At 61.9% G+C, this 24571-nt stretch carries 20 protein-coding genes; 8 read left to right on the top strand and 12 right to left on the bottom strand.

The annotated features are described in order from the left end of the window. The first annotated feature begins 91 nt into the window (after positions 1-91). Positions 92-3697 (top strand): DUF2339 domain-containing protein, encoded by a 3606-nt coding sequence (locus tag ATE48_RS11785; protein WP_156767745.1) that lies wholly within the window; start codon positions 92-94, stop codon positions 3695-3697. Here ATE48_RS11785 and fghA read toward each other — a convergent pair. From fghA to ATE48_RS11730, 11 genes are all read right to left on the bottom strand, one after another. After that, entirely contained in the window at positions 3642-4469 is an 828-nt protein-coding gene (fghA, locus tag ATE48_RS11780) for an S-formylglutathione hydrolase (protein WP_066771756.1), read from the bottom strand. The two genes, ATE48_RS11785 and fghA, sit on opposite strands and share 56 nt — an antisense overlap. After that, positions 4469-4915, bottom strand: a complete 447-nt coding sequence (locus tag ATE48_RS11775) for a hypothetical protein (RefSeq protein ID WP_066771755.1) — start codon at positions 4913-4915, stop codon at positions 4469-4471. The genes fghA and ATE48_RS11775 overlap by 1 nt, the downstream gene beginning before the upstream one ends. A 101-nt stretch (positions 4916-5016) precedes the next feature. Then, positions 5017-5442 (bottom strand): hypothetical protein, encoded by a 426-nt coding sequence (locus ATE48_RS11770; protein ID WP_083197316.1) that lies wholly within the window; start codon positions 5440-5442, stop codon positions 5017-5019. 18 nt (positions 5443-5460) lie between these two features. Beyond that, positions 5461-6570, bottom strand: a complete 1110-nt coding sequence (locus ATE48_RS11765) for an S-(hydroxymethyl)glutathione dehydrogenase/class III alcohol dehydrogenase (protein WP_066771754.1) — start codon at positions 6568-6570, stop codon at positions 5461-5463. 60 nt (positions 6571-6630) lie between these two features. Next, complete coding sequence (locus ATE48_RS11760) at positions 6631-7056, bottom strand: hypothetical protein (RefSeq protein WP_066771748.1); 426 nt, start codon at positions 7054-7056, stop codon at positions 6631-6633. Beyond that, a complete protein-coding gene (locus tag ATE48_RS11755; RefSeq protein ID WP_156767744.1) occupies positions 7053-7985 on the bottom strand; it encodes a hypothetical protein in 933 nt (310 codons plus the stop codon). The genes ATE48_RS11760 and ATE48_RS11755 overlap by 4 nt, the downstream gene beginning before the upstream one ends. Before the next feature lie 607 nt (positions 7986-8592). Further along, positions 8593-9351: a metallophosphoesterase gene (locus ATE48_RS11750; RefSeq protein WP_066771746.1), complete on the bottom strand. Its 759-nt coding sequence runs from the start codon at positions 9349-9351 to the stop codon at positions 8593-8595. Positions 9352-9450: 99 nt separating this feature from the next. Further along, entirely contained in the window at positions 9451-10908 is a 1458-nt protein-coding gene (locus ATE48_RS11745; RefSeq protein WP_066771745.1) for an SUMF1/EgtB/PvdO family nonheme iron enzyme, read from the bottom strand. 59 nt (positions 10909-10967) lie between these two features. Next, positions 10968-12611 (bottom strand): pectate lyase, encoded by a 1644-nt coding sequence (locus tag ATE48_RS11740; protein WP_066774962.1) that lies wholly within the window; start codon positions 12609-12611, stop codon positions 10968-10970. 31 nt (positions 12612-12642) lie between these two features. Next, on the bottom strand, positions 12643-14139 hold the full coding sequence (locus tag ATE48_RS11735; protein ID WP_066771740.1) for a class I adenylate-forming enzyme family protein: 1497 nt from the start codon (positions 14137-14139) through the stop codon (positions 12643-12645). Positions 14140-14165: 26 nt separating this feature from the next. Further along, the gene (locus ATE48_RS11730; protein ID WP_066771739.1) at positions 14166-14816 is read right to left on the bottom strand and encodes a TetR/AcrR family transcriptional regulator; all 651 of its coding nucleotides are present in this window, start codon (positions 14814-14816) and stop codon (positions 14166-14168) included. 81 nt (positions 14817-14897) lie between these two features. Between ATE48_RS11730 and ATE48_RS11725 the strand changes: the two genes are divergently transcribed. From ATE48_RS11725 to ATE48_RS11695, 7 genes are all read left to right on the top strand, one after another. Further along, positions 14898-15752, top strand: coding sequence for an alpha/beta fold hydrolase (locus tag ATE48_RS11725; RefSeq protein ID WP_066771738.1), 855 nt, complete (start codon positions 14898-14900; stop codon positions 15750-15752). Next, on the top strand, positions 15749-17992 hold the full coding sequence (locus tag ATE48_RS11720; protein WP_066771737.1) for a TonB-dependent receptor: 2244 nt from the start codon (positions 15749-15751) through the stop codon (positions 17990-17992). The genes ATE48_RS11725 and ATE48_RS11720 overlap by 4 nt, the downstream gene beginning before the upstream one ends. 61 nt (positions 17993-18053) lie before the next feature. Then, on the top strand, positions 18054-19343 hold the full coding sequence (locus ATE48_RS11715; RefSeq protein WP_066771732.1) for a spinster family MFS transporter: 1290 nt from the start codon (positions 18054-18056) through the stop codon (positions 19341-19343). A 191-nt stretch (positions 19344-19534) separates the two neighbouring features. Beyond that, the gene (locus ATE48_RS11710; protein WP_229255088.1) at positions 19535-20104 is read left to right on the top strand and encodes a TetR/AcrR family transcriptional regulator; all 570 of its coding nucleotides are present in this window, start codon (positions 19535-19537) and stop codon (positions 20102-20104) included. Beyond that, entirely contained in the window at positions 20101-20928 is an 828-nt protein-coding gene (locus ATE48_RS11705) for an HlyD family secretion protein (RefSeq protein ID WP_066771730.1), read from the top strand. Before ATE48_RS11710 ends, ATE48_RS11705 begins: the two co-directional genes overlap by 4 nt. After that, complete coding sequence (locus ATE48_RS11700; protein ID WP_066771728.1) at positions 20925-21851, top strand: ABC transporter ATP-binding protein; 927 nt, start codon at positions 20925-20927, stop codon at positions 21849-21851. The genes ATE48_RS11705 and ATE48_RS11700 overlap by 4 nt, the downstream gene beginning before the upstream one ends. Then, complete coding sequence (locus tag ATE48_RS11695; protein ID WP_228126592.1) at positions 21848-23014, top strand: ABC transporter permease; 1167 nt, start codon at positions 21848-21850, stop codon at positions 23012-23014. Before ATE48_RS11700 ends, ATE48_RS11695 begins: the two co-directional genes overlap by 4 nt. Here ATE48_RS11695 and ATE48_RS11690 read toward each other — a convergent pair. Next, positions 23011-24390 carry a polysaccharide biosynthesis protein gene (locus ATE48_RS11690; protein ID WP_066771724.1) on the bottom strand — a complete coding sequence of 460 codons (1380 nt, stop codon included), beginning with the start codon at positions 24388-24390 and terminating at the stop codon, positions 23011-23013. The two genes, ATE48_RS11695 and ATE48_RS11690, sit on opposite strands and share 4 nt — an antisense overlap. Positions 24391-24571: the final 181 nt, after the last annotated feature.

Below are 24571 nucleotides of genomic sequence, written 5' to 3'. Positions count from 1 at the left end.
CGGGGAAGCGGCGCGCGTTCGCGACGCAAACAGTTGCGTCAGCCTTCGGCTGGCGTGATCGTCGGCAGCTATACGCGAAGGGCGGCGCGCTTTGGAACTGTGGGTATTGGCCTTCTTGCCGTTGGGCATATGGGTGTGGCTGCAAGCGCAGCGCATCGATGCTTTGACGCGCCGCGTGGCTGAGCTCGAAATGCAGCTTTTTTCTGCGCGTCACATCACTAAGCCAGCCGAAGCCCCCAGCCCCGCGCCGGCGCCACAACAAGAAGAATTGCTGCTCACAGAGGTCGTGCCGACCGATGTGCTTATCCTCGACACGCCGATCCCCGACGCATCGAACGATCTTGAAGAGACCCTAGCCGCTCCGCCCCCCGCGCCACCTGCCGCGGATCGTCCGCGCATGCACTCGCCGCTCCTGCTGACTGAGGTTACGCCACCAGCGCCCACACAAAGCGAACCTGCAGCGCCTAAGCGGCGCCTCGATCAATGGCTGGCCGAAAGTGGACTCGCCTGGGCCTCGGGCATCATCCTGGCAATGGCCGCAATTTGGGGTGTGTCGGAAGCGACGAAGTCGGCGTGGTTCACACCGCCGGTTCGACTCTCGCTCGCATTGGTTCTCGGCGCGATCATGCTCAGCGCCAGTCAATGGACACGCCGCGATGGCATCAACCGTCCGCCCGGCCATCCACTGATCTCAGCGCTGCTCGCCGGCGCCGCGATTGTCGTTCTCTACGCAACGACCTGGGCCGCGCACGGCATCTATCACTTTGTCGATTGGCCTACCGCAGTCGCGTTTCTTACCCTCAGCACGCTCGCACTCATCGGGCTTTCCTTTCTTCATGGTCAAGCGTTGGGCGTTTTAGCAATCGCGCTTGCACTGTTGGCGCCGGCGCTCGCCAGCGCAAACCTTTGGCCGTCTTGGGCGCTTACGATCTATGTCGCGTTGGTCAGCGGCGGCGGATTTTCACTCGCCATCTTGCGGCGCTGGTCTTGGGTCGCGCTCGTCACTATTGGCGGCCTCTACTTTTGGTTCTTCGCTGCTATCGCCACCGATGACGTGCGCCGCGCCCTCGCGCTGATCAGCCTCGCAAGCTTAGGTGGGCTGCTGACCGCCTTCCGCGCAGCGGCGGCGGATGAAGCCAAGGCCAATCTCACTTGGTCGGCAGTGCGCGACGTCGGCCCAAGCATTGCTGTCAGCGTCTCCAGCGCGCTGCTGATCTGGGCTTGGTTGGTCGTGGCGCCGACGCCAGCAGGCGCGCTCGCGGGCCCTGCGCTGATCAGCATCTTCCACGTCGCACTCGCGAGCTATGGCGTGCGTGAACGCAAGATCGCGCCGGCGGGCCTTGTGATCGCGATCGGCGCGGTCGTCATTGGCTTCATGGCCTATCTGCGCGCGCGCTTCTTCTATGGCGACCTCGGACTTGGCTTTTATCCAACAGTGCTCGTTGCGGCATTCAGCATCTTTCTGTGCGCACTCTACGCCAACCCACATCGCACCGGCCGCGCGCTCATTGCAGCGGCGGGCGCCGCTGGCGTCGCATTGTTGACGGTGATCGTCGCAACGTCACGCACCGATTGGCATTCGCCGGCAGCCTGGGCGCCGTTGTTTGCCGGCGCCGTGCTGACATACGTAGCGGCCTGGTACGCTGAACGAACCGCGCAAGATCGCAAAACGAATACGGGCGTCACGTGGTGGGCTGGCGCAAGCGCAGCACTCGTTCTGCTCGGCGTCGAATCTGCGTTCGGTCCGGAGTTTCGCACGCTCGGTCACGCCGCGGCGGCGTTATTCTTTTCCATCGGCTTTGTTTGGCGCGGCTGGCGTGTTGCCGGTTGGGCGACACTTAGCGCCGGCGCTCTTTCGATCGCACAGGCGCTCTCGCCCGCACTGATCGGTCCGACGCTCGATGGAACGTTCCCTATCTGGGGTGGCTTGCTGATCTTCGCGACAGTGGCTGTGTTTCTCTTTAGTGCGTCCACGATCATCCGCCGCGGCGCAACGAACATCTCAATCGCCGAGGGGCTCAGCGCGGCGTCCGTTATTGTGGTACTGGCCGGCGTCTTCGTTGCACTGAGCTGGATTGCTGAGGGCAAGATCGGCGTCGCGCTCGACGACTTCACAGAAGCATCGCTGCGTGTGCTGGCCTTGATGGCGGCTGGTCTCACGCTGCTGCCCCGCGTTCATGAAACGCCTGGTCTCATCGGCGCGTGGCGCGGCCATGTGTTGCTCGCGCTTGGGATCACCTACGCTCTCGTTGTCGCGGGGCTTGGCCTCAATCCATGGTGGGGCGGCCCCGGTCATGGCGTTATCAATGGCGCGCCGACCTTCAACACGCTCGCGGTTGCGTTCGCAGCGCCCGCCGCGTTGGCCTTCGCCGCCGCCAATCGACTCTATATCCGGCAGCGGACGTTCGGACGTATATACGCGGTTGCAGGCGGCGTTCTGGCGCTGATCTGGCTGATCATGGAGGTCCGTCACGCATTCCATGACGCTGAGATGGCGAGCCCAGAGACCGGCCTCTTCGAAAGCGCGTGCTACGCCATAGCGTTTCTGGCGTTTGCGCTCATGGTTGCTGTCGTCGCGCGCATGCGTGCGCGCCGGACATTGATCCGCCCGTTCACCGAAGACCTGATGCACTCAATGCGCTCGGTAAGCTGGGCGGCAATTGGCGCCTCGGCCTTCATCCTGTTGGCGGCGCAGCACCCGATCTGGGGCGCGCAGGACAGTGACGCCAGCAACGCCTTTTCCACGATGCTTGCCGTCCTGGCGCAAGCCGTCGCCGGACTTCTGGCGCTCGCTCTCGGGCGTGCGCTTTCGGTTTCCGAGCAAACCGACACCGCGCGCTTCGCCGCCGCTTGCGCCGCCGTTTTGTTCACCTGGAGCTTCGGGCACTGCGCCATAGGTTGGTTGCATCATCGTGGCTACATGGACAATGGTGACGCGCCCTACGCCCTCGAAGGCATCGCTCACGCTTTGTGGCCGCTCATTTTGGTCATCGCCGCCGCTCAGCTCACACGGATGGCGCCGGGCCGCGAGACGACACGCCAATATCTCTTCGATCTTCAAGCCATTTGGTCCGCTGCAATCTGGCCGGCGCTTGCCTTCGCAGGGCTCGGGCTTTGGGTCCTCTACAATCCATGGTGGGGCGTGCTTCCGGCACAGCTCTCAACGCCATTCGGTGCAGTGATCGCCATCGCTGCCTATCTTGGCGCGGCGACGCTAAGCTATGTCGCGCCTGACGTGCCGCACGTGCGTGGGATGAAATGGATGGTGCCGGCGGCGACGATCGCCTACGCCGCGCACATCTTCGTCGCTGTTACATTGATCGTGCGCTGGCTCTACCACCGTGATTCAATTGCAACCGCAAGCGCTGGCGAGTTCGAGCTTTGGGCCTATTCAGGCGTGTGGGCGATCCTAGCGGCCGCTTCGCTGATAGCCGGCACACGGATCAACGATCCGGTGCTGCGCTGGATCGGATTGGCGCTGTTCGCGGTGACGATCGTCAAAGTTTTGGCGCTCGACACAGCGCGGCTCTCCACGCTGGTGCGCATCGGGTCGTTCCTGGGTCTCGGCGCCACAGCCGCTGTCGCCACCTGGCTGGTCCGGCGCAGCCGCCCGGCGCCTGGCCCAGGCGATCTCGTTACGGTTACGCCAAGCGCGCGGCGTGAAAGGCGACGTGTTCGGAGACGAACGTCGCAATAAAGAAGTACGAGTGATCGTATCCTTCCTGACGGCGCAGTGTGAGTTTCTGATGCGCTTTGCGCGCCGCCTCTTCCAACAATTCAGGCTTCAGTTGGTCGACCAAAAATTGATCGGCCGTACCCTGATCAATCAGGATGTCGTCGAATGAAGCAGCTTTACCTGCCTCGATCAGCAATGCGGCATCATGCGCGCGCCAAGATTCGCGCTCTGAACCCAGATACGCGCCGAACGCCTTTTCACCCCAGGGGCAGCGCGTCGGCGAAGCGATTGGCGAAAACGCAGACGCACTTTTGAAGAGTTGCGGATGTTTCATCGCCAACGTCAGCGCGCCGTGGCCACCCATTGAATGGCCGAACATCGAACGCCGTGGCGCCAGCGGAAACGCTGCCTCCACCGCCGCGATCAAATCGCGCGTGATGTAACTCTCCATTTGGAAGTGCGACGCCCAGGGCTTCTGCGTAGCGTCGATATAGAAGCCGGCGCCTTGCCCCAGATCGTACGCCGGATCGTCGGCAACAGCCTCACCGCGAGGCGAAGTATCCGGCGCAACGATCGCCACGCCAAGGCGCGCTGCTGCAGCGTAAGCGCCGGCCTTGCTGGTGAAATTGTCTTCCGTACAAGTCAGGCCGGAAAGCCAGATTAGATACGGAAACGGTCCCGCGCCCGGTGGCGCGAAGACCGAGAGCCGCATTTCGGTTCCGGTGGCAGCGCTTTGGTGCGACGCGTACGCGAGTTCGCCACCCGAGACGCGATGCGTCTTCGCAATCTGCATTACGGCGTGCTTTGGCGCGGCGGCAGACGATCAATGTCGGCAAGCGCGCCTTCAATCGCCGGACCAATCGCGGCTTGTTCCTGCGGAGTCGGCTGGCCTTGTGTGAAGCGCAAGCGCAACTGGCGGTCCGCGATTTCGAGCACGGCGATGCGGCCGCCGCTGCGAATGAACAACGGCACGCCGATATCGGTGATCACGCGGTGATCGTTCGGACCGAGAAAGATAGAAGTCCGGTCACACACCACGGCGTGAACTGAACCGGGAGGCGCCGAAAATGGCGGCGTGCCCAGCAGGATCGAGAAACCCGGAATTGGGATGTAAGACACGTGCTCGGCGTCGGTAATTTGAAACACGCCGCAGCTCTCAACCACGGGCTGCTGTTGCTGCGCCAACGCAGGCGCAGACAGACACACAAGCGCGCACGCCATCGCCAAGGAACGGATCATTTGTCACCCTCTGCCCATCTGGGCCTCAGCGTCCCACCGCCGAGCCCCTCCTATCCCGGGCAGACGCTCTCAAGCAACGCTCCATGGCACAATTGCGACCGTCAACGCGGGCGCGCGCCTTCCTGGGCGTATTCCTGCATCAGGGGGCCGTAATCAACCGGCGTTGGCCAGCGCTCGAAGCTATGTTTTGCGCCGGTCTCCGCACCCGGCAGCTTCTCGGCCGTTTGGGATTCAATGAACGGTACGACCCAGCTCGCATCCTCAAGCATAGTCGGACGGAAATTGAGAAAACCCATCGCCGTCAAATTCGGGCTGGTCGTGTAGACCCAGTTCAAACAGTACGCGCAATGGTGATGTACGCTCTCTTCGCGGTGCAATTCGCCCTCAACCTCAAAGCCGTTGGTTTGCAGCATCAGGCTCAACGAATACGCGCCGCTGGTGAGCACCCCATCGAGATCACCGGAGGCGCGGTGATACGCATTTGCACGCGGCCGCAGAGGCACGATGCGTTCCAGGGAAGTTTCCACTCAGTCATCACGCGCGCCTCAAAAAACGATCACGCTGCGAATGCTCTCGCCTTTGTGCATCAGATCGAACGCTTCGTTGATGCGCTCAAGCGGCAGCGTGTGCGTGATCATCGGGTCGATCTGGATCTTCTTGTCCATGTACCAATCGATGATCTTCGGCACGTCGGTGCGGCCGCGCGCGCCGCCAAAAGCCGTGCCCTTCCAAACCCGGCCTGTGACCAATTGGAACGGCCGCGTTGCGATTTCCTTCCCGGATTCGGCGACGCCGATAATGATGCTCTCGCCCCAGCCGCGATGGCACGCCTCGAGCGCCTGGCGCATGACCGTGGTGTTGCCGGTCGCGTCGAACGTGTAATCGGCGCCGCCACCGGTCAGCTCAACGAGGTGCGCGACGAGATCACCACTTACCGACTTCGGATTGACGAAGTGCGTCATCCCGAACTTCTTGCCGCAAGCCTCACGATCCGGGTTGATGTCGACGCCAACGATCATGTTGGCGCCGACGAGCTTCAACCCTTGGATGACGTTGAGGCCAATGCCGCCGAGACCGAACACGATGCAATTGGCGCCGGCCTCCACCTTCGCAGTGTTGATCACGGCGCCAACACCGGTGGTCACGCCGCAACCGACATAACAAGCGCTCTCGAACGGCGCGTCCTTGCGGATCTTCGCGACCGCGATCTCCGGCAAGACGGTGTGATTGGCGAAAGTACTGCAGCCCATATAATGCAGCACCGGCTTTCCTTTGTAGGAGAAGCGCGAGGTGCTGTCCGGCATCAAGCCTTTGCCCTGCGTCGCGCGGATTGCGGTGCAGAGATTGGTTTTGCGTGAGAGGCAGCTTTTGCACTGACGACATTCTGGCGTGTAAAGTGGAATGACGTGATCGCCGACGGCGACACTAGTCACGCCCGCGCCAACCTCGCGCACGATGCCTGCGCCCTCATGGCCTAGGATGCACGGCCACGCCGCTTCGCTATCGAAGCCATCAAGCGTGTAGGAATCGGTGTGGCAGACGCCGGTTGCTTTGATCTCGACCAGGACCTCGCCCGCCTTTGGGCCTTCCAGATCGACTTCAACGATCTCCAGAGGTTTTTTGGCCTCGAATGCAACCGCCGCTCTAGTCTTCATACGCAAAGCTCCTTCGCGCGCGCTTATAGCGCGGCGCTTCGGCAATGCGCGGGAAAAATGCTAGCTGCCGCTCTTGCGGTTGCCGGTAGAACGGCGCGTGGCCGTCGCCTTGGCCGCCGGCTTGGTTGAGCGAACCTTCCTCGGTCCGCGCGGTTTTTCCTTAACAGCAGCCGCGATATGCTCCGGCGACATCGAGCGATACGGCACGTTGTTGGCAAACGCCCTCGCGCCTTCTTCGATTTCCTTGCGCGTGACGGCGTCTACAAGCTTGCCCAAGCCGGCAAGCATGTAGATCGCCTCTACCGGAACAAGCGCCGCGACGGTTCGACCGTAACGGTCGAACCCAATCACGGCATTGTCCACTTGAGCGGTCTCGAGAGCTTCCGCAAAATTGGCGCGCGCCTCCGATGTGGAGAGAACGGGCGGTCCTTTCGGCTTACGCACGCGGCTAGCCGCCTTCTTGCGATGCTCTCGGACTGATCTCATGTGAACGCCTGCTCTTTTTCCGGCGGCTCGCCGAATATGTTGCTCGTCCAGTCGACGCCAAAAAGATTCTGGCTCCAATCGACGGGCGCGTGCTCGTCCCATATCCACGAGTAGATCAAGATTTTGAGGCCCGTGTTATGGCCCGTGCATCTTGGCTCTAAGCGACCGGCTGGACCGAACGTATGAGAGGCACGCTGTCTGGCGCCGGTAAATAGTGCGTTAGCCCCAAGGGCTAATAGAGCCAATTGTCGCTGCTTTTGTGCAAACGTCGCAGCATCGTCACGCATTTTACGCAGCGCGTTACCGCAAGAGCGTTCCGTGCGTCTCATCTCAACGAGCGTGCGAAGCAAACGTGGCCGAATTTGGAGCCATCTATGCGAGAGTTCCTGCTCCATCTCACTTCGCCGCACTAGAAACTGCCATCTCAGCTTGTTGTACAAGTTGTTAAGTATGCGATCCGAACTGGTTCCCTTTGATTTCTTCGTCTTCGGCGCCGGCTGCGGCGCGCCCTTCACGGCGCGTGCACCCTTTGGCTGATTTCGTGGACGCCGAACGCGCGGACGTGGACCAATGTGAGCCGGCGGAGCGCCAGGCTGGCGGCGTGTCATCGGTGGCGGCCCGATATTACCCGGGGCGGGGCCAACCGCCTGCTCCAACTTGTACTCGCGAATATATGTGTCGCGATATTCGAGGACGAACCACAAGTCGCCGACCTTAAACGGTGTCCACCACGCATCGAAATCCGCATTGATACCCGCGATGCGCACCAGCTCGACATCACCGGAAAGCAACGCCTCGGCGTAATGCATCCTCCGCTTTGCGGCGTTGATGACGGCCATGATGTACGTCGCTGAACGCGCGCCAACGACTTCCATCACGTCATCGCTCGCGATCAGGTTGAATTCCGACGCAACTCTTCTTTTCCGCACGACTGCCTCCGCTGCCAGTTCTTCATCCGGCGTTTCATCGAGCGACTGAGCTTGGCCCTCTACCTCCAGCTGCGCTCGCCGCTGTTTTCGCGCGGTGTTTTTTGCTTTGTTCGGCGCCTTCTCCTCTACCTCTGACTGAGTTGCCTGTTGTTGATCTGCCACTGGTTGTTGCGCGCCTTCTGAAGTCGCGCTTTCATTGATTTTGGGCGGTCTCTCAAGTGCCATCCGTGCATCTTTCCCCGTTGCCGCTCGCCGCTTTTGCGGTTTCTTATCGCGGCGAAATACGGCGCGCCTTTCGCAAAACGGTCAATAAACTCTAAGCTGAATCCCAACATGAAGTTTTGTACCGTTTAGAAGACTCTGGCTTGACTGCGTGTTTGCGCACGCACTGCGCCAACGCACTTGCACGTGCGTTAACGATTGAAGCTTTGATTTTCGGAATCTGAAACGCAGGTGGGCCGGATCTATCGATCCGGCCCGTGCTGCGGTGGCGCCTGGGCGGGGGGAGTAGGTCGGCGCCGTGGGAAGAACCCTTGGGCCGTACGTCCGTTCCCTCACCGCGATAAAAAATTACTCAGAAACGTCGAGGCGCAGATCGGACGGCCAATCAAAGTCCCATGAAATGACTGGCGAAGCCGCCTGCCGGGGTCCAGGCATGAAGCATCCAGCCTGAAGGTTCCGCCGTGATCGGCGCAATCTGCTGGCCCTCATTCAAAGCCAGGCCGTAGGTCCACGACGTCGACGGCGCGACGATCACCGGCGCATGCGCCGATTGGCCGAACGCCACCCGATGGTGGTGGCCGCAGATCACGCGCAGCACCTGACGGTGCCGGGAGATGACGTCCGCGAACGCCTCGCCGTCCAGCAAGCCGATTTTGTCGAACAACAGATCATGGGTCAGGAACGGCGGATGGTGGAGCGCCACCATCGTCGGCCGCCCACGCTCCGCTGAGAGCATGGATTCTAGCCATTCCAGGCCAGATCGGCGCAGCAATCCGTGAGTTTCGCCGGGAACAATGTCGTCCAGCGCAATGATGCGCACCGGGAAATGCTCGATCGCAAAGTGCAGCGGTCCTTCGTGCGACAGATAAAGGTGCTGCGGGAAGGCGCGACGGATGAGGCCACGGTCATCGTGATTGCCCGGCATGAGATAAAGCGGCGCCGGCGGGTCAGCGATCGCCTCCGCCAACACCGCGTACTCATCTTCCCCCGCGTCGTTCACGAGGTCGCCAGTGAGCAGGATTAGGTCCGCACCGTAATCTTTGGCCTGGGCCAGGGCGCGCTTCAGATGGGCCGCGGCAACGCCCCCGTCGTCGGCACGAACGTGGGTATCGGAAATCTGCGCGAGACGGAAAGTTCCGCTCATGTCCTCCCTGCCCCCGCTTCTTCCGTGCGTTCCCTGAATGCAGCATGAAGCAGAGGCAGACGAACTGGTCTGTGCCCAAGGTCACATTCCAGACGGGATTTAATCCAAAGAGCGCGCGACCCGGAAGCCGATGCCTTGCGTCCGCGCGTTGCCTTCCGTCGAGCGGCGAGCCGCGGCGCGGAGAACCGGCGCTTGGTCGTTGTAGCTGCCACCGCGATAGACACGGCGGCGGCAATCATCGGCCTGCACCGCAACGCCATCGATGGGCGCGAGATCGTAGTTGGCGGCGTAGCAATCCTCGACGAGTTCGCCGGCGTTGCCGTGCATATCGTAGAGATTGAACGCATTGCCCTCATGCGATCCGACCGGCGTCGTCTGACGCGTACGGAACGTCGCCTGCGTTGCAGTTACGCGCGCGCCGAATGCGTAGGCGCTGGGTTGCCCGGCACGCGCCGCGTATTCCCACTCAGCTTCGCTCGGCAAACGATAGTGATCGCCGCCGGCCTGACCGTTGAGCCAGCTGATGTAAGCTTGCGCGTCTTCCCATGAGACGCCCGTCACCGGCCGATCGCCGCGGCCCCATCCGCCATCCGGCGGCGAATAACCGTTGCAGCCGCCGCCTGCGAGACATGCGTCCCACTGCGAAAACGTCACTTCGTATTTGCCCATCGCGAATGGCGCGACGGAGACTTCGCGCTGCGGACCTTCATCGCGCCCACGCCCAGGCTCTTCGGCTGGCGAGCCCATAACGAACAAGCCCCCAGCGAGCACAGTCATTTCCGGGCAGCCGGTGCAATCGCTAAACGTATAACCGGCAACGCGCGTTGGCGACGTATCAACCGGTGAAGCCGGCGTTTCAACAGGCTGGCTGGCAACAGGTTGCACTTCCGCCGATTGCTGCTCCGCCGCCGCTTGCGGATGGTCGCGCATGTAATCGCGCGCGAAGGTATAAATCTGCGGGCTGAAGTAGGCGAGCACGCCGAGCGCCGCCGCCGCCGCCGCCATCCAGCCCACGCGCCGCGATGCGCGCATGAATTTCTGCCGCTTCGACAAAATCTCAAACGTCTGGACGCGTTGATCGATGTTCTCGAGCGGTTTTTGTCCGCGCGACTGAAACGCGCTCTGCGGCGAGTTACGCGCCATCGAACGGAATTCAGATGAGACAAGCGCCGTGCCCGGCTCCGCGAGTTCTTGCAGGCGCGCCGCGACATTGACGCCGTGCCCCAGCAGATCCTCCGTCGCGGTCACGATCACATCACCGACGTGCGCGCCGACGCGAAGTTGTGGCTCGCCCTTGGGGCGCTTGTCGAGAATTTCCTGGATCGCACCCAAAGCTTGTCCAGCCGAGGCGAACTCCAGCATGAAGCCATCGCCTGCAGTATTGAACAAGCGCCCGCCGTTCGCGGCCGCTACACGCTCAACACGCACACGAAAGTTTTCGACCTTTCGCGCTGCATTGCGCTGATCGCGCTCAGACATCGTTGAAAAGCCAACGATGTCGATCGACACGATCGAAGCCAATCGGATTGTACGTTCTTCGCCCGGCTGCTCAGTCACGGCTCATTCCCCACGCCCGGCAAGGATAAGCCCCTCGCCGGGACTTATCCAGCCTCCTCTCACTCGCCTGAATCGAGACTGAGCAGAAGCGCGGACATGTTCTGGATGAATGCGCCGGTTGAGATGCCCGTTATGGGCTGATCGGTGGTGTGCGGCGAGGTATCCGTAGCGTCGCCCACCAACGTTTGTGAGAAATCGCCCAGCGCGGGTGTGGTTGAGCCATCGCCCGCGTAGGGATTGCTCGTCGCCGTCAGCGCGGTTGGCCAATAGCCCTCGGCATTGAGCGCCGAAATGAGCTCTTGCACGCGTTGTGACGTCGGTCTCTGGACAGCGCCAGAACCTACATTCGAATTCAAATCCGAGACTTCGATGTTCTGCGTGGTGAAATAGCGCGGCAGTCTGAAATCTGCGCGGCGCTCGAACGGCGATCGCGGCTGGATTTGCACGGCTTGCGTCAGCAGTGCGTGGCGTGTCCGCAGCGCTTCAACATCGACGTTACGCCATTGCGAGTAGTGCGTGATCGGTTTGGCGTCATCGTAGTTCCAATAATACTCGCCGTTGACGACGTTCGAGCCACGGCGATGCACGATGCGCGCGCGGTTCGATCCAACCTCGACGAATGTCGGATAATGGCGTCCAGCAACACGCACTTGATCGTCGCGCAAACGCACGGAATCGAGCCACGCTATTGCTTCTGGCACACGCTCAATGAAGCGACGCTCGCCTGTCCATTCGAAGAAATTCATCATCTGCGATATGTTGTTGGCGGTGGTGTGCGTGGTCAGCGCATCAGGCTCGTAGGTGCGCGCGCCGATCGGCGCCAGGGTCCGCGCGTCGTGCTGCAGCCCCCAACCCGCTTGCGGCGCGGGTTGTTGCGTTGCCACAAACACGTCCATGGCGCGCCGAATTGCGCCAAGCGCACGTTCGTCACCAAGCGTTTGATAGACCATCAGCAAGAATTTGATGTTCTCGCCTGCCACATCATCGTTGAATGTAATCTGGCGTGTGTAATCGGCGTGACCATGCAGCCCGCCTTCGTCCGTCAATGGAAAGCGCTGCGGCCAGCCGCCGTTCACGTACTGGCTATCGAGGACAAAGCGGAGCGCTTTTTCGACCGGCGCGCGCAGCCGCGATGAGCGCCGCTCGACGTACATGCGCAGCAAGAATTGCGACGCCTCGCTCGTGCCTGCGTCATCGAAGGTCGCGTTGCCGTAGTAATGGTGGAATTCTTCGAGCCGCCAGCCGTTCTTGCCGATCGTGTCGTACCAACGGCGCGTCGACTCCTCGCCCGCGAAATCGTGGTGATAATTCCAGCCACCCGCCGGATGCTGCGCGGCGATCAAGCCCTCGGCTACGTCCATCGCGGCCTGGTAGTAGAACTCGTCACGCGTGGCGTGGAAGCAATCGAGGAAGAGATGTCCAACTGTCGCCGTGCCTGGCGGTTGGATCCAGATCATCGAAGGAAACGCTTCCATCTCGCCCCAGCGGCGCGAAAAGTCCGGCGCGTAGCTCCACACATAGCCACCGCGATACGCCACGCGCTCGCGCATGAACCGCGCAGCACGCTTCATCGCCGCCCGCGTCTCTCGCTTGAGCTCATTGTCACCGGTGTCAGGAGCGGACGAAAAAAAAGACGCGCAGCCACTCGTCAACACGGCGCCGGAAACGCCCGCGAGCAGCGCGCGGCGTGATGCAGTTCGCATGTCGATCATCTGTTCGCGCGCTCCCTGATGCTCAGCGCGCGGGTCCGTTTCGCTCCGGCGCGAGGAGGTGTTTTCTAATCTTGCCCGCGGCGGTGCGCGGGAATTCATCCACGAACGTGACGTGGCGCGGTGTTTTATACCCAGCGACGTTGGCGCGGCAAAATTGAATCACCTCGGCGGCGGTCACCTGTCCGGCGTCGGCGCGCAGCATGATGAAGGCGTGCCCCACCTCACCCCACTTTTCGTCCGGTACGCCGATGATCGCGCTTTCCAATACCGCCGGATGTCTCGCAAGGACATTTTCGACTTCGGCCGGATACACGTTTTCGCCGCCCGAGATGTACATCTCTTTGATGCGCCCAGCGACGTAGTAGCAGCCATCAGTGTCGCGCCGGCCAATGTCGCCGCTCTTCAGCCAGCCATCGGCGGTGAAGGCCTTCGCAGTCTCTCCCGGCTTGTTCCAATAGCCCGGCGTAAGGCCCGCGCCGCGCATCCAGATCTCGCCGCTCTCGCCTTCGGCGACATCGACGCCTTCGCTATCGACGATGCGAACGTCGAGCAGCATTTGCGGTTTGCCGACTGAGCCAATCTTGGTGAGAGCATCTTGGCGCGCCGCAAGGAACGCCGTTGGCCCCGTCTCGGTCATACCGTAGCCGTTGCAAACGAGAACGCCCTTCTTCGCGAAGCGCTCCACCAGCACATCGGCGAGCGGTGCGCCGCCACATCCCCACGAGCGCACGCGCGCAAGATCAGCGCTTTCAAAATCAGGGTGCAGAGCGAGCTGCTGATAAACCGCAGGCACGCCGAAGAAGATGTCGAGCCGCGGCATCAGCGAGAGCGCTCGCGCTTCGTCGAAACCTGGCATGACCACCACAGTGCCACCTGCGATGAGCGTCGGCAGCGTAATCAGTTGAATGCCGGCGCTGTGAAACAGCGGCAGAAAATTCAGCGTAGTGTCAGCTTCACGCAATCCGAAAGCTTGGGTCACATGAAAAGCATTCACGACCGACATCTGGAAGGTCTGGATGACGCCTTTCGGTTGGCCTGTTGTACCCGACGTGTACATCAAGAACCATGTCGCATCGCCGGCCCAGCGTTGCTCGGATCGCAGCGGTGCAGCGTTGGCAACCGCGGCTTCGTATTCATCGTCAAAAGAGAGCGCCGGACACGCCAAGGCGCGCGCCGTTTCCGCGTCTTCCGCGCCAAAAACCACCAGTTTCGGATTGCAATCTTCGAGCAGCGCACGCAACTCGGACGCCGGCGACCGCCAGTTCAGAGGAACCAAAATGGCGCCCAATTTGGCGCACGCGAACAGAACCTCAAAGAACTCGATGCGGTTGCGGCAAAGAATTGCGACACGATCTTCGCGTCCAACGCCGCGCGCAGCCAACACGCCCGCCAAGCGCGCACAGCGATCCTCTAGTTGAGCATAGATGAGCGTGCGCCCGGTCAGCGCATCTTCGAACGCGATGCGATGCGGCGTCAGCGCCGCCCGTTTCGCCGTGATGTCGACCATGTCGACACCCATTGCTCACTCCCCATTGCGCGCGTCTTTTAGGACGCGTCGCCGTTCTTGGCTCGCGGCGCGAGCCCGTTGATCATCAGATCGGACGCTGCTTCCGCCACTGAAGCGGTGTCTGCGCCATCATCCCACACGCCGTAGCGTAGCCCGAGAAACGTAGAGGCGCCCATCAACGCCCACACACGCACTTCGTCATCCTGACCTTCACTGATTTCACCGCGCGAGGCGGCTTGCGCCAACTGCTGTCGATAGGCGGCCGAGAAGGTGCGGTAGTATTCGCGGTACGCCTCCGGCGCCACGAACTGCGCCTCCATGACGACGCGGTAGAGCGCTTTGTGTGAGCGCACGAAATCGAGATAGGCCTGAATGCCGAGGCGCTCGGCTTCGAGTCGGTTCGGCGCTTCGCGCGTGCTCTCGGCGAGCGCGTGACGGGTGCGCGCGCCCATGTCCGCGACAAGCGCGCGGAAGACTTCTTCCTTACTCTTAAAGTACACGTAGAACGTACCGAGCCCCACACCTGCACGTTGAGTAATGCTCGAGATCGCCGTCTCGTGGTAGCCGCGGGCGCCGAATTCCTCCGCCGCCGCGTCCAGCAATCGCCGCAACGTGCGCCTGCCCCGCTCAGTTTTGGGCCCCGAACGCTCCTCGATCGCGCTCGACTCGGAACCTGAATATTGACTCATGTTTCAAGTCTCCGATATAAGCCGGCGCAAGACAACAAAAAATCGGCCCGAGAAACGGTCCGAGGGGGGAAGACGGGGCACATGCCTCAACTCGTTTTGCCAGATGGGGCGACCATGTCCTACGCCGAAGCCGGCGCGGGCGTCCCCTTTGTTTTGGTGCACGGTTGGGCCGCGAACGGCGCCTTCTTCAACGACCTCTCGACCGAGCTGGCCAAAAACTATCGCGTCTACACCCTGACGCTCCGCGGCCATCCCGGCTCTGACGCGGGCAGCGCCCCGCTCACCATCGAAACCCTTACCGACGACGTCGTGCGCTTCTTCGAGGCGCTCGATCTCAAGGGCGCGTACGCCATCGGCTGGTCCATGGGCGCAATGGCGCTTTGGGGCGCAGCGCCCCGCATCGCCGCGCTCCTTACCGGCATCATCGTCGAAGACATGAGCCCGCGCGTCGTGAACGACGCAAACTGGACGCACGGCATCGCCAGCGGCTACGGCGCCGACGATATCCCGGGCACCGTGAACGAGATCGAGGCCGATTGGCCCGCATACGTTTCCCGTTTCGCGCCGCGCATGTTCGCAGCATCTGTGCGCGAAGCATGCCCTGAGCTCGAAGCTTGGGCTGCCGGCCAGATGGCGCAGGCTAGCGCGCCGGCGATGTCCTCGTTCTGGGCCTCGATGGCCTCGCAAGATTTTCGCGCCGCCCTTGCCCGCATCGCAACGCCGATGCTCGTGATCCATGGCGGCGAAAGCCAAGTCTACGACGACGGCGCAACCGCGTTCGTGGCGCACACCGCGCCCAACGCAAAGCGTGTCGTCATTCACCGCGCCGGCCACGTGCCACATCTCGAAGCGCCAGACGATTTTTTGAATCATATCGAGGCTTTTGTCCGCGACACGCGGCGGCCCGAGTTGAAGAGCGGAGGAGCAACCCCATGAAGCGATTTGGTGATACAGCGCGTGTCGCGCTATTATTGGCGAGCGTAGCTGCTTCGCCGTTCGCGCTGAGCACGCCAGCGTTCGCACAGGACGGCGTGAGCGAGGAAGAAGAGCTGGTTGTCACGGCGCGCCGCCGTGACGAAACGCTCCAAGACGTTCCGATCGCGATCACGGTTCAGTCCGCTGAGCAACTCGACCAGCGCGGCGCCTCGGACATCACCGTGCTCCAGCAAACCAGCCCGAACTCAACGGTTCAAGTTGCCCGTGGTTCGAACTCGACGCTGATCGCGTTCATCCGCGGCGTCGGCCAACAAGACCCGCTTTGGGGCTTCGAACCAGGCGTTGGTCTCTACGTTGACGACGTCTACGTCGCGCGTCCGCAAGCGGCCGTTCTCGACATCTTCGACATTCAACGCATCGAAGTGCTGCGCGGCCCGCAAGGCACGCTCTACGGCCGTAACTCGGTCGGTGGCGCAGTGCGCTACGTGACCTCGCCGCTCGACACCGAAGAAGCGCACCTGCGCGCGCGCTTCAATTACGGTTCCTACAACCAGATGGAAGCGATCATCTCCGGCTCCGTGCCGCTGACTGAGAACTTCGTCGTTGGCGGCGCCCTCGCCCTCTATGCACGCGACGGCTACGGCGAAAACCTCGTCACCGGCGCCGAGCACTACAACAAGGATGTCGATGCATTCCGCCTGAGCGCTGAATGGAATCCGACGGACGCGCTCTCGATCCGCCTGTCTGCCGATCGCGTCGTCGACGACTCGAACCCGCGCCACGGCCATCGCCTCGCAAGCTATCCGGCCGGCGGCACGTCATATGACGTTCTTCCGAACGTCTACGACACCCGCGCCGGCGCTGGCGACGACAACCACGTCACCACGGCGGGCCAAGCACTGCGCATCGACTATGAACTCACGCCGAACTTGATGCTGCGTTCGATCACCGCGACCCGTCGCGGCAAAACTGAAGGCATCATCGACTTCGACAACACCGAGTTCCCGACACTCGACATCCCAGCCTACTATCGCGACGAGCAATTCACGCAAGAATTCCAGCTCGTGTTCGATTACGACCGGATCCAAGGCGTCGCCGGCTTGTTCTATCTCGACGCAACGGCTGAAGGCGCGTTCGACACCGTCCTCGGCGGCCTCGCGACCACGATCTTTACTCAAGGCTCTGTCGATACCGAATCTCTCGCGGCCTTCGCCGATGTGAGCTTCGACATCACCGACTCGCTGGCGCTCTCTGTCGGCGCCCGTTGGACGCGTGATGAAAAGACCGGCCAGGTTTATCGTCAAAACTTCACCGGCATCCGCAGCCCGTTCTTCGGCAACGGCGCCGCGGTTCCGGGCCTGGTTCGCACCAACTACACCAACGACGCCTCGTTCGAAGAAGTGACCCCGCGCGTTTCGCTCACATGGGAAGCTTCCGACGCGCTGACGCTCTACGGTTCGTACAGCCAAGGCTTCAAATCAGGCGGTTTCGACATGCGCGGCGACGCGGTGTTCACACCTGACACGGTCAACGGCTACGCGCCGGAATTCGTCGACACGTACGAAATCGGTTTCCACTCGTCGTTCATGCAAGGCCGTCTGAACCTCAGCGGCGCGGTGTTCTCATCTGAATACACCGACATGCAGATCACGCGTCAGGAGCCGACGACGCTCGGCGGCATCGCCTCGTTCGTCGACAACGCGGCTTCCGCAGACATCAACGGCGCTGAAATCGAAGGCAGCTACCGCATCACCGATAGTTTCCGCACCAACTTCTCGGTCGGCTACATCGATGGTCAGTTCAACGAGTACATGTCCAATACGGTCGTCGCGAACCCCGCGCCGCCGCCGGCCACGATCGTTGTGCCAATCGATCTGTCGGGATCGGCCGCTCTCCAAAACACGCCGGACCTGACGGCTTCGCTTTCGTTCACCTACGAAGCACCGCTCGCCAACGGCACGCTCGCCATCACGCCGTCCGCCGCTTATCGTGGTGACAGCCAGATGTTCGAGTTCGCCACCCCAGCGCTCGATCAAGGCGCCTACACGCTCTACAACGCCTCGATCACCTGGACCTCGGACAGCGATCATGTGCGCCTCGGCCTGCATGCGCTTAACCTGAGCGACGAAGAGTACCGCGTTGGCGGCTACAACTTCCCAGGCGCGACGTTCGGCAACTCGATCATCGGCTATTATGGCCCGCCACAAACCATCACCGGCTCGATCGAATTCCGGTTCTAGCTCCCTAAGCATCTAACGGCGGCGTGACTTTCACGCCGCCGTTTTTCTTTCCGGCGGAACGATGAGCGACGTGACCACGCAAACTGCAGACACAAGCCCCGCCAAGGACGCCAACCGCAATCTGGTTCTGGCGCTTCTCTTCATCGTCTACACATTCAACTTCATCGACCGGCAGATCATCGGCATCCTTGCGGCGCCGATCCAGGCCGAGCTTGGCGCAAGCGATTCCGAGATGGGATTGCTCGGCGGCCTTGCTTTCGCACTTTTCTACACCGGCCTCGGCATTCCGATCGCGTGGCTCGCTGATCGCTGGAGCCGCACCTGGATCATGACCATCGCGCTCACGCTCTGGAGCGGGTTCACGGCGATTTGCGGGTTCACGACAACCTATGCGCAGCTCTTCCTCGCACGCATGGGCGTCGGCGTTGGCGAAGCCGGCGGCGTTGCGCCCTCATATTCGCTGATCTCAGACTACTTCCCACCCAAGGAGCGCGCCCGGGCTCTGGCGATCTATTCGTTCGGCATCCCGATCGGCAGCGCCGCAGGCATCGCGCTCGGCGGCGTTGTCGCCTCTTTGGTCGACTGGCGCGTTGCATTCATCGTTGTTGGCCTCGCGGGCGTCCTCATCGCGCCGATCTTCCGGACTTTCGTCCGCGAACCACAGCGCGGCCGCTACGACACAAAACCTACCGCCGACGCACCGCGCGCGGGATTCTTCAAAGCTCTCGGCGTCGTCACGCGCAAGCCCAGCTTCTGGCTTCTCTCGTTCGGCGCCTCGTGTTCTTCGATCATGGGCTACGGGTCATTCTTCTGGATCCCGAGCTTCCTCCAGCGCTCGTACGATTTCTCGCTGCAAGAGGCGGCGTTCTTCTACTCCGCCATCCTGCTTGTCGGCGGCGTTATCGGCGTGTGGCTTGGCGGCATGCTGGGCGACAAACTCGGCGCCAAGCGGCGCGCGATGTTTGCTCTGGTGCCTGCATGCGCGTGGATACTCGCAGCGCCTTGCTACGCACTCGGTCTGCTTTCGCCCTCACCGACGGTGGCGTTCTTCCTCTTCCTGGCGCCGACCGCACTTGGCCTTGTGTGGCTCGGCCCAGTGATCGCCGCCGTGCAACATCTGGCGCCCGCGCACATGCGAACCACCGCCAGCGCGAGCTTCCTCTTCATCAACAACCTGATCGGCATCGGGCTCGGCACCTATTTGCTCGGGCTCATCTCCGATGCATTGGTGGAGCGCTTCGCCGAGGAATCTCTGCGCTACTCGATCCTCGCCGGCACCGGTTTCTACGTCGCCGCCGCTATCCTCTATTTGATCGCCTCACGCAGCCTGAAGCGCGACTGGGTCGACTGACCGGGGGCTAATTTCTCTCCCACAAGACCTAGGCGGCGCTCACATGGCGCCGCCTTTTTCTTTGGTCGGCCCATTCCAGGCTTGCAACTAACTGACCAGTCAGTTACATAAAAATGATGAGCCCCGCCACCCTTCCCAAGCCCTCAGAGCCTCGCTGGCGCCGCCGGGCAGAGGCACGGCCAGAAGAAATTTTGGAAGCGGCGCTTGAGGAGTTTGGCGCCCGCGGTTTCGAAGCCGCGCGCATGGAGGACATCGCCAAGCGCGCCGGGCTCTCGAAGGCGGCCATCTACCTCTACTTCCAAAGCAAGGTCGCGCTTCTTGAGGCGCTGATCGAAGCCAAGGTCGGGCCGCTCGCGCAGACCGCACAGATGATCGCAAGCGCTGGCAGCGCCGACCCGTTGAACGCGCTCCGCACGCTCGCAACCGCCGCCGCCTTTCGCCTGAACGATCCGGCACTGCTAGCCGTGCCCCGCCTCGTCATCGGCATCTCAGGTCGTTTCCCCGAAATCGCGACCTACTACCGCGAGCATGTCGTTGAGAAAGCACGCGGCGCGCTCGAAGCGTTGATTGAAGGCGCCATGGCCAAGGGCCAGATCCGCCGCGCCGACAAGAACGCCATTGTGCGGGCGTTTATCGGTCCGCTCTTCTTCGAAGCGATGTGGACGCATGTCCTGGGCGGTGAAACCGCTCTCCACGATCCACAAAAGCTGATCAAACAGCAGTTTGATGTCCTGCTCTCCGGGCTGGAGCTCCGCGCATGAAGCGCTTCTTGATCGTTTCCCTCGCCCTGTTCGCCGCGGCCTGCGCGCGCGAAAATAGCGATGCTCTCCAAGGCTATGGCGAGGCCGATTACATTTATCTCGCGAGCCAAGAGACGGGCGTCATCCACGAACTGAACGTGCGTGAAGGCGATATTGTCGAAGCCGGCGCCCAAGTGTTCTCGCTCGATCCCGATCGGTTGGCGTTCATCGAAGAATCCGCCCGTGCTCAGGGCGCGGCCGCTAGTTCCGCCATCCGCAGCGCGCAAGCGCAAGCCACATTGGCGCAACGCAACTACGCACGCGGCGCAGAATTGTTCGGTCGCGGCTTCTACCCACGAGCACGTCTCGACGCAGACCGCGCGGCGATGGACGCCGCCAACGCACAATTGGCGCTAGCTCGTCGCGAGGCGGGCGCCGCCAGCGCCGCAACAGGACTAGCACGTGCGCGCTTAGGAGATGCAACAGGGCAATCACCCGCCGCCGGCACGATCCAGCAAATCTTCCATCGCCCCGGCGAAGTGGTGCCAGCCGGTCAACCCATCGCAGCGCTACTGACGCCCGAAAACATGAAGGTGCGCTTCTTCGCACCGGAGGCGATGCTTTCACGCTTGCCCGTAGGAACACGTGTGGTGGTGAGTTGCGATGGTTGCGATGCACCCATCGAAGGCCGCGTCAGCTTTGTCGCCACCGAACCGCAATTCACGCCGCCGGTGATCTATTCGCTCGACCAACGCGAGAAGCTGGTCTTTCTCATCGAGGCTCGCTTCGATCGCGCAACGCCGATCCGGCCCGGCATGCCCGTGGATGTGCGGATCGCGGAATGACCAACACCGTCATCGATGTGCGCGGTCTCACCAAGCGCTTCGGCGACCGCACTGTTGTCGACAATTTCGATCTCAAAGTGCCGCGCGGTGCGATCTATGGATTCTTGGGCCCAAACGGCTCAGGCAAAACCACCACCATCCGTATGGTCTGCGGCCTCCTAAAGCCGGAAAGCGGCGAAGGCGAAGTGCTAGGCTTCGACGTCCTGCGCGAAAGCCTCAAGATCAAAGAGCGCGTCGGCTACATGACGCAGAAATTTTCGCTCTACGAAGATCTCTCGATCCGCGAAAATCTAGAATTCATCGCCCGCCTCTACGGCCTCGACCGCCGCACCGAGCGAGTAGATGAAGCGCTGGCCGATCTTGGTCTCAGCGAACGACAGACACAACTCGCAGGCAAGCTTTCTGGCGGTTGGAAACAACGCCTCGCGCTCGCCGCCTGCATGATCCACGAGCCCGAGCTTCTGTTGCTTGATGAACCCACGGCGGGCGTCGACCCAAAGGCGCGTCGCGATTTTTGGGACGCGATCCGCCGCTACTCCGCACAGGGCGTCACCACGCTCGTTTCCACGCACTACATGGACGAAGCCGTCCAATGCGACGCCATCGCTTACATCGCCTACGGCAAAAAGCTCATCGACTCCCCGACGGCAGAAATCCCAAAACAGATAGGCCTTTTCGGCTGGCGCATCGCAGGGCGCCCGCTCCTGCAAGCACAAGAAATGCTTGAGGCATCACCTGGGGTCGATCTCGTCGCGCGCTTCGGCGCTGAAATTCACGCGTGTGGCAAGAACCCCGCAACCCTCGAAGGCGCAGTCCGCGCCGTGAAAGCCGCGCAGCCGCATGTTGATATTTCACCGATCGAGGCTGGGTTCGAAGAGATCTTCATTTATCTGATGTCCGGCGCGATGGACAATTTCCAGTGAAACTGCCCGCCCTCTCTTCGTTGCCGAATTTCCTCGATCTTTCGTGGGCGCGCGTCTTTGCCGTGTTTCTCAAAGAGCTCGTGCAGATGCGCCGCGACCGGCCGACGTTCGCGATCATGATCATGATGCCGGTGATGCAGCTGGTGCTGTTCGGCTACGCCATCAACACCGATCCGCGTCACATGCCGGCTGTCGTGGAAATGCGCGAAGATGGGCCGATGACGCGAGCTTTCCTTGCTTCGCTCACCCAATCTTCTTTCGTCGACGTCGTTGCGGTCACGCGGCGCGCTGAAGACGGCGAAGCCATGATCCGCTCTGGACAAGCGACCTTCCTCATTTCCATTCCAGAAGGCTTTGAGCGCCGCATGGTGCGCGGCGAGCGGCCGCAGATCATGATTGCAGCCGACGCCAGCGATCCTGTCGCGGCGAGCGGCGCGCTCAGCGCCATCGAACGCATTGCGCAATCGGCGTTCGCGTCGGAGTTCAACGGCCCACTTGCCTACCTGGCCCAGACGCCGCCGCCGTACGAAATCGTCGTCCACAGACGCTACAATCCAGCCGGCGTTAGCGCCTTCAACATCGTGCCCGCTCTGCTCGGCGTCATCCTCACCATGACCATGGTTATGATCACATCGATCGCGCTCACCCGCGAAACTGAACGCGGCACCATGGAAAATCTCCTCGCGACACCAGTGCGGCCGCTCGAAGTGATGATCGGCAAGACGACGCCCTATGTCTTCGTCGGCGCCATCCAAGTCGCGATCGTGTTGATCGTCGCCACGCTCCTCTTCCACATCCCCTTCACCGGCTCGTTCCTCGCGTTCCTCGCGGCAGTGACGCTTTTCATCTTCGCTAATCTGATGCTGGGCTATCTCATCTCGACCGTTGCGCGCACGCAGATGCAGGCGATGCAGATGACGTTCTTCATCTTCCTGCCGTCGATCTTGCTCTCCGGATTCATGTTTCCGTTCCGCGCCATGCCGAGGTGGGCCCAGGTAATCGGTGAAGCGTTGCCGATCACGCATTTTCTGCGGATCGTGCGCGAGATCGTCTTGAAGGGTGCAGGCTTCAGCGACGTGATCGGCGATCTGTGGCCGCTGTCGCTAATCTTGTTGGTGTTGGCGACGCTGGCGCTGCTGCGTTTCCGGCGCACGCTCGACTAGACGGCGCGCGCCTGGTCCGAGAGCAAGTCCGCGCCGATGGCTTCAAAGAGCGCCGTAGCGATCTTTTCGTTTGCGCCGTCCTGCGCGAGCCCCGTCAGCTTCGCCATCGCGGCTAAAACCACGTCCAACTCTTGTGCCTGTGACGCGACCGCGATCACGCCCTGCGCAGGATCAGGTTCGCGCCACTCATCGCTGGCCACCAAAGCTTCGTGCAACTTCTCACCCGCGCGCAGGCCGGTGAACACGATCGGCACGTCGATCTCAGGACGCAACCCTTCAAGGCGGATCACTTCGCGCGCAAGTTCGACCACCGCCAGGGCCTCGCCCATTTCGATCACGAAGACGCTGCCGCGAAGTTCGGCCTTCAGACCCACGGCTGCGGCCTGCAACAAAGCATCCGCCGCCTGTGGGATGGTCAGAAAAAAGCGCGTCACATCTGGATCTGTGACGGTCAGCGGCCCGCCATCGGCAAGCTGCGCTTCGAAGATCGGTGTCACCGAGCCGGCCGAACCCAACACATTACCTAGACGCACCGGGATTGCGCGCTGCGGGCCTTCGCGATCTAGCGACTGGCAATAAATCTCACCCAAGCGCTTCGAGGCGCCCATCAGACCCGACGGATCGACAGCTTTATCCGTCGACACGAACATCAAGTCCGCGCCAACGCCGCGCGATGCATCCGCAACATTCTGCAAGCCCAACACATTGGTCAAAATGCCTTCGCTCGCGAATGCCTCGACCATAGGTACTTGCTTAAGCGCAGCCGTGTGGAACACGATCTCGGGACGCTCTTTCGCGAACCAACGGCCGATGGAGCGCGCATCTCGGATATCGGCGAGCACTTGCACCGCTTCGGGCAGCTCCAGCCCGATCTTGTAAAGATTGTGCTCGGAGCTATCGAGCAAGGTGAGGCGCGCGGGCGAAAGCGTTGCAAGCCGGCGCGCAAGTTCACTGCCGATCGAGCCGCCGCCGCCTGTGACCAGGACGCGGCGCCCAGCAATAACATCGCGCGCGCGCGCAAGATCAACTTCGCCGGGCGGGCGTCCGATCAGATCCGTCAACCGCAACGGACGAACCTTGCCGCGGCTCAATACGAAGGTCTTGAGGCCCGCCTCTGCGGCGCGCGTCAGCACCGCGCGCTTAGAGGCGCCGTCAGCGGGCGGATCGACCAATATAAGACCGCTGCCAGGGGTGACAGCGGCAAGATCGAGCGCACCCCAGATCGGCGCGCGCGTGATGACAGGAAGCGGGACTTCGCCGGGACCAACGAGCACCGCGCCGCGCACGGTAGCGCCCGCCCGCGCCCACTTGGCGCGCACGTCCCAGGCTTCAGAGACTGCTTGAGCCGACCCTAGAAGGACCGCGTCTCGGATCATCCACCCCTACCCGTCAAAAACTAGGCGTCTGAGCTTTCTTGAAGCGCCGGTAGCACAGAGTCCACGGGCCTTCGCCATGTTCCTCCCATAACATCTTGCTGATGCTAACGGAGAAGGCGCCGACTTCCGTCGCTTGCGACAATTTGGTTACGAAACCGCGACCCGCAGCGATCACTTCAAG

This window comes from Candidatus Viadribacter manganicus, assembly GCF_001679665.1.
Lineage (GTDB): Bacteria > Pseudomonadota > Alphaproteobacteria > Caulobacterales > Aquidulcibacteraceae > Vitreimonas > Vitreimonas manganica.
This window is presented reverse-complemented; position numbering and strand designations above follow the sequence as displayed.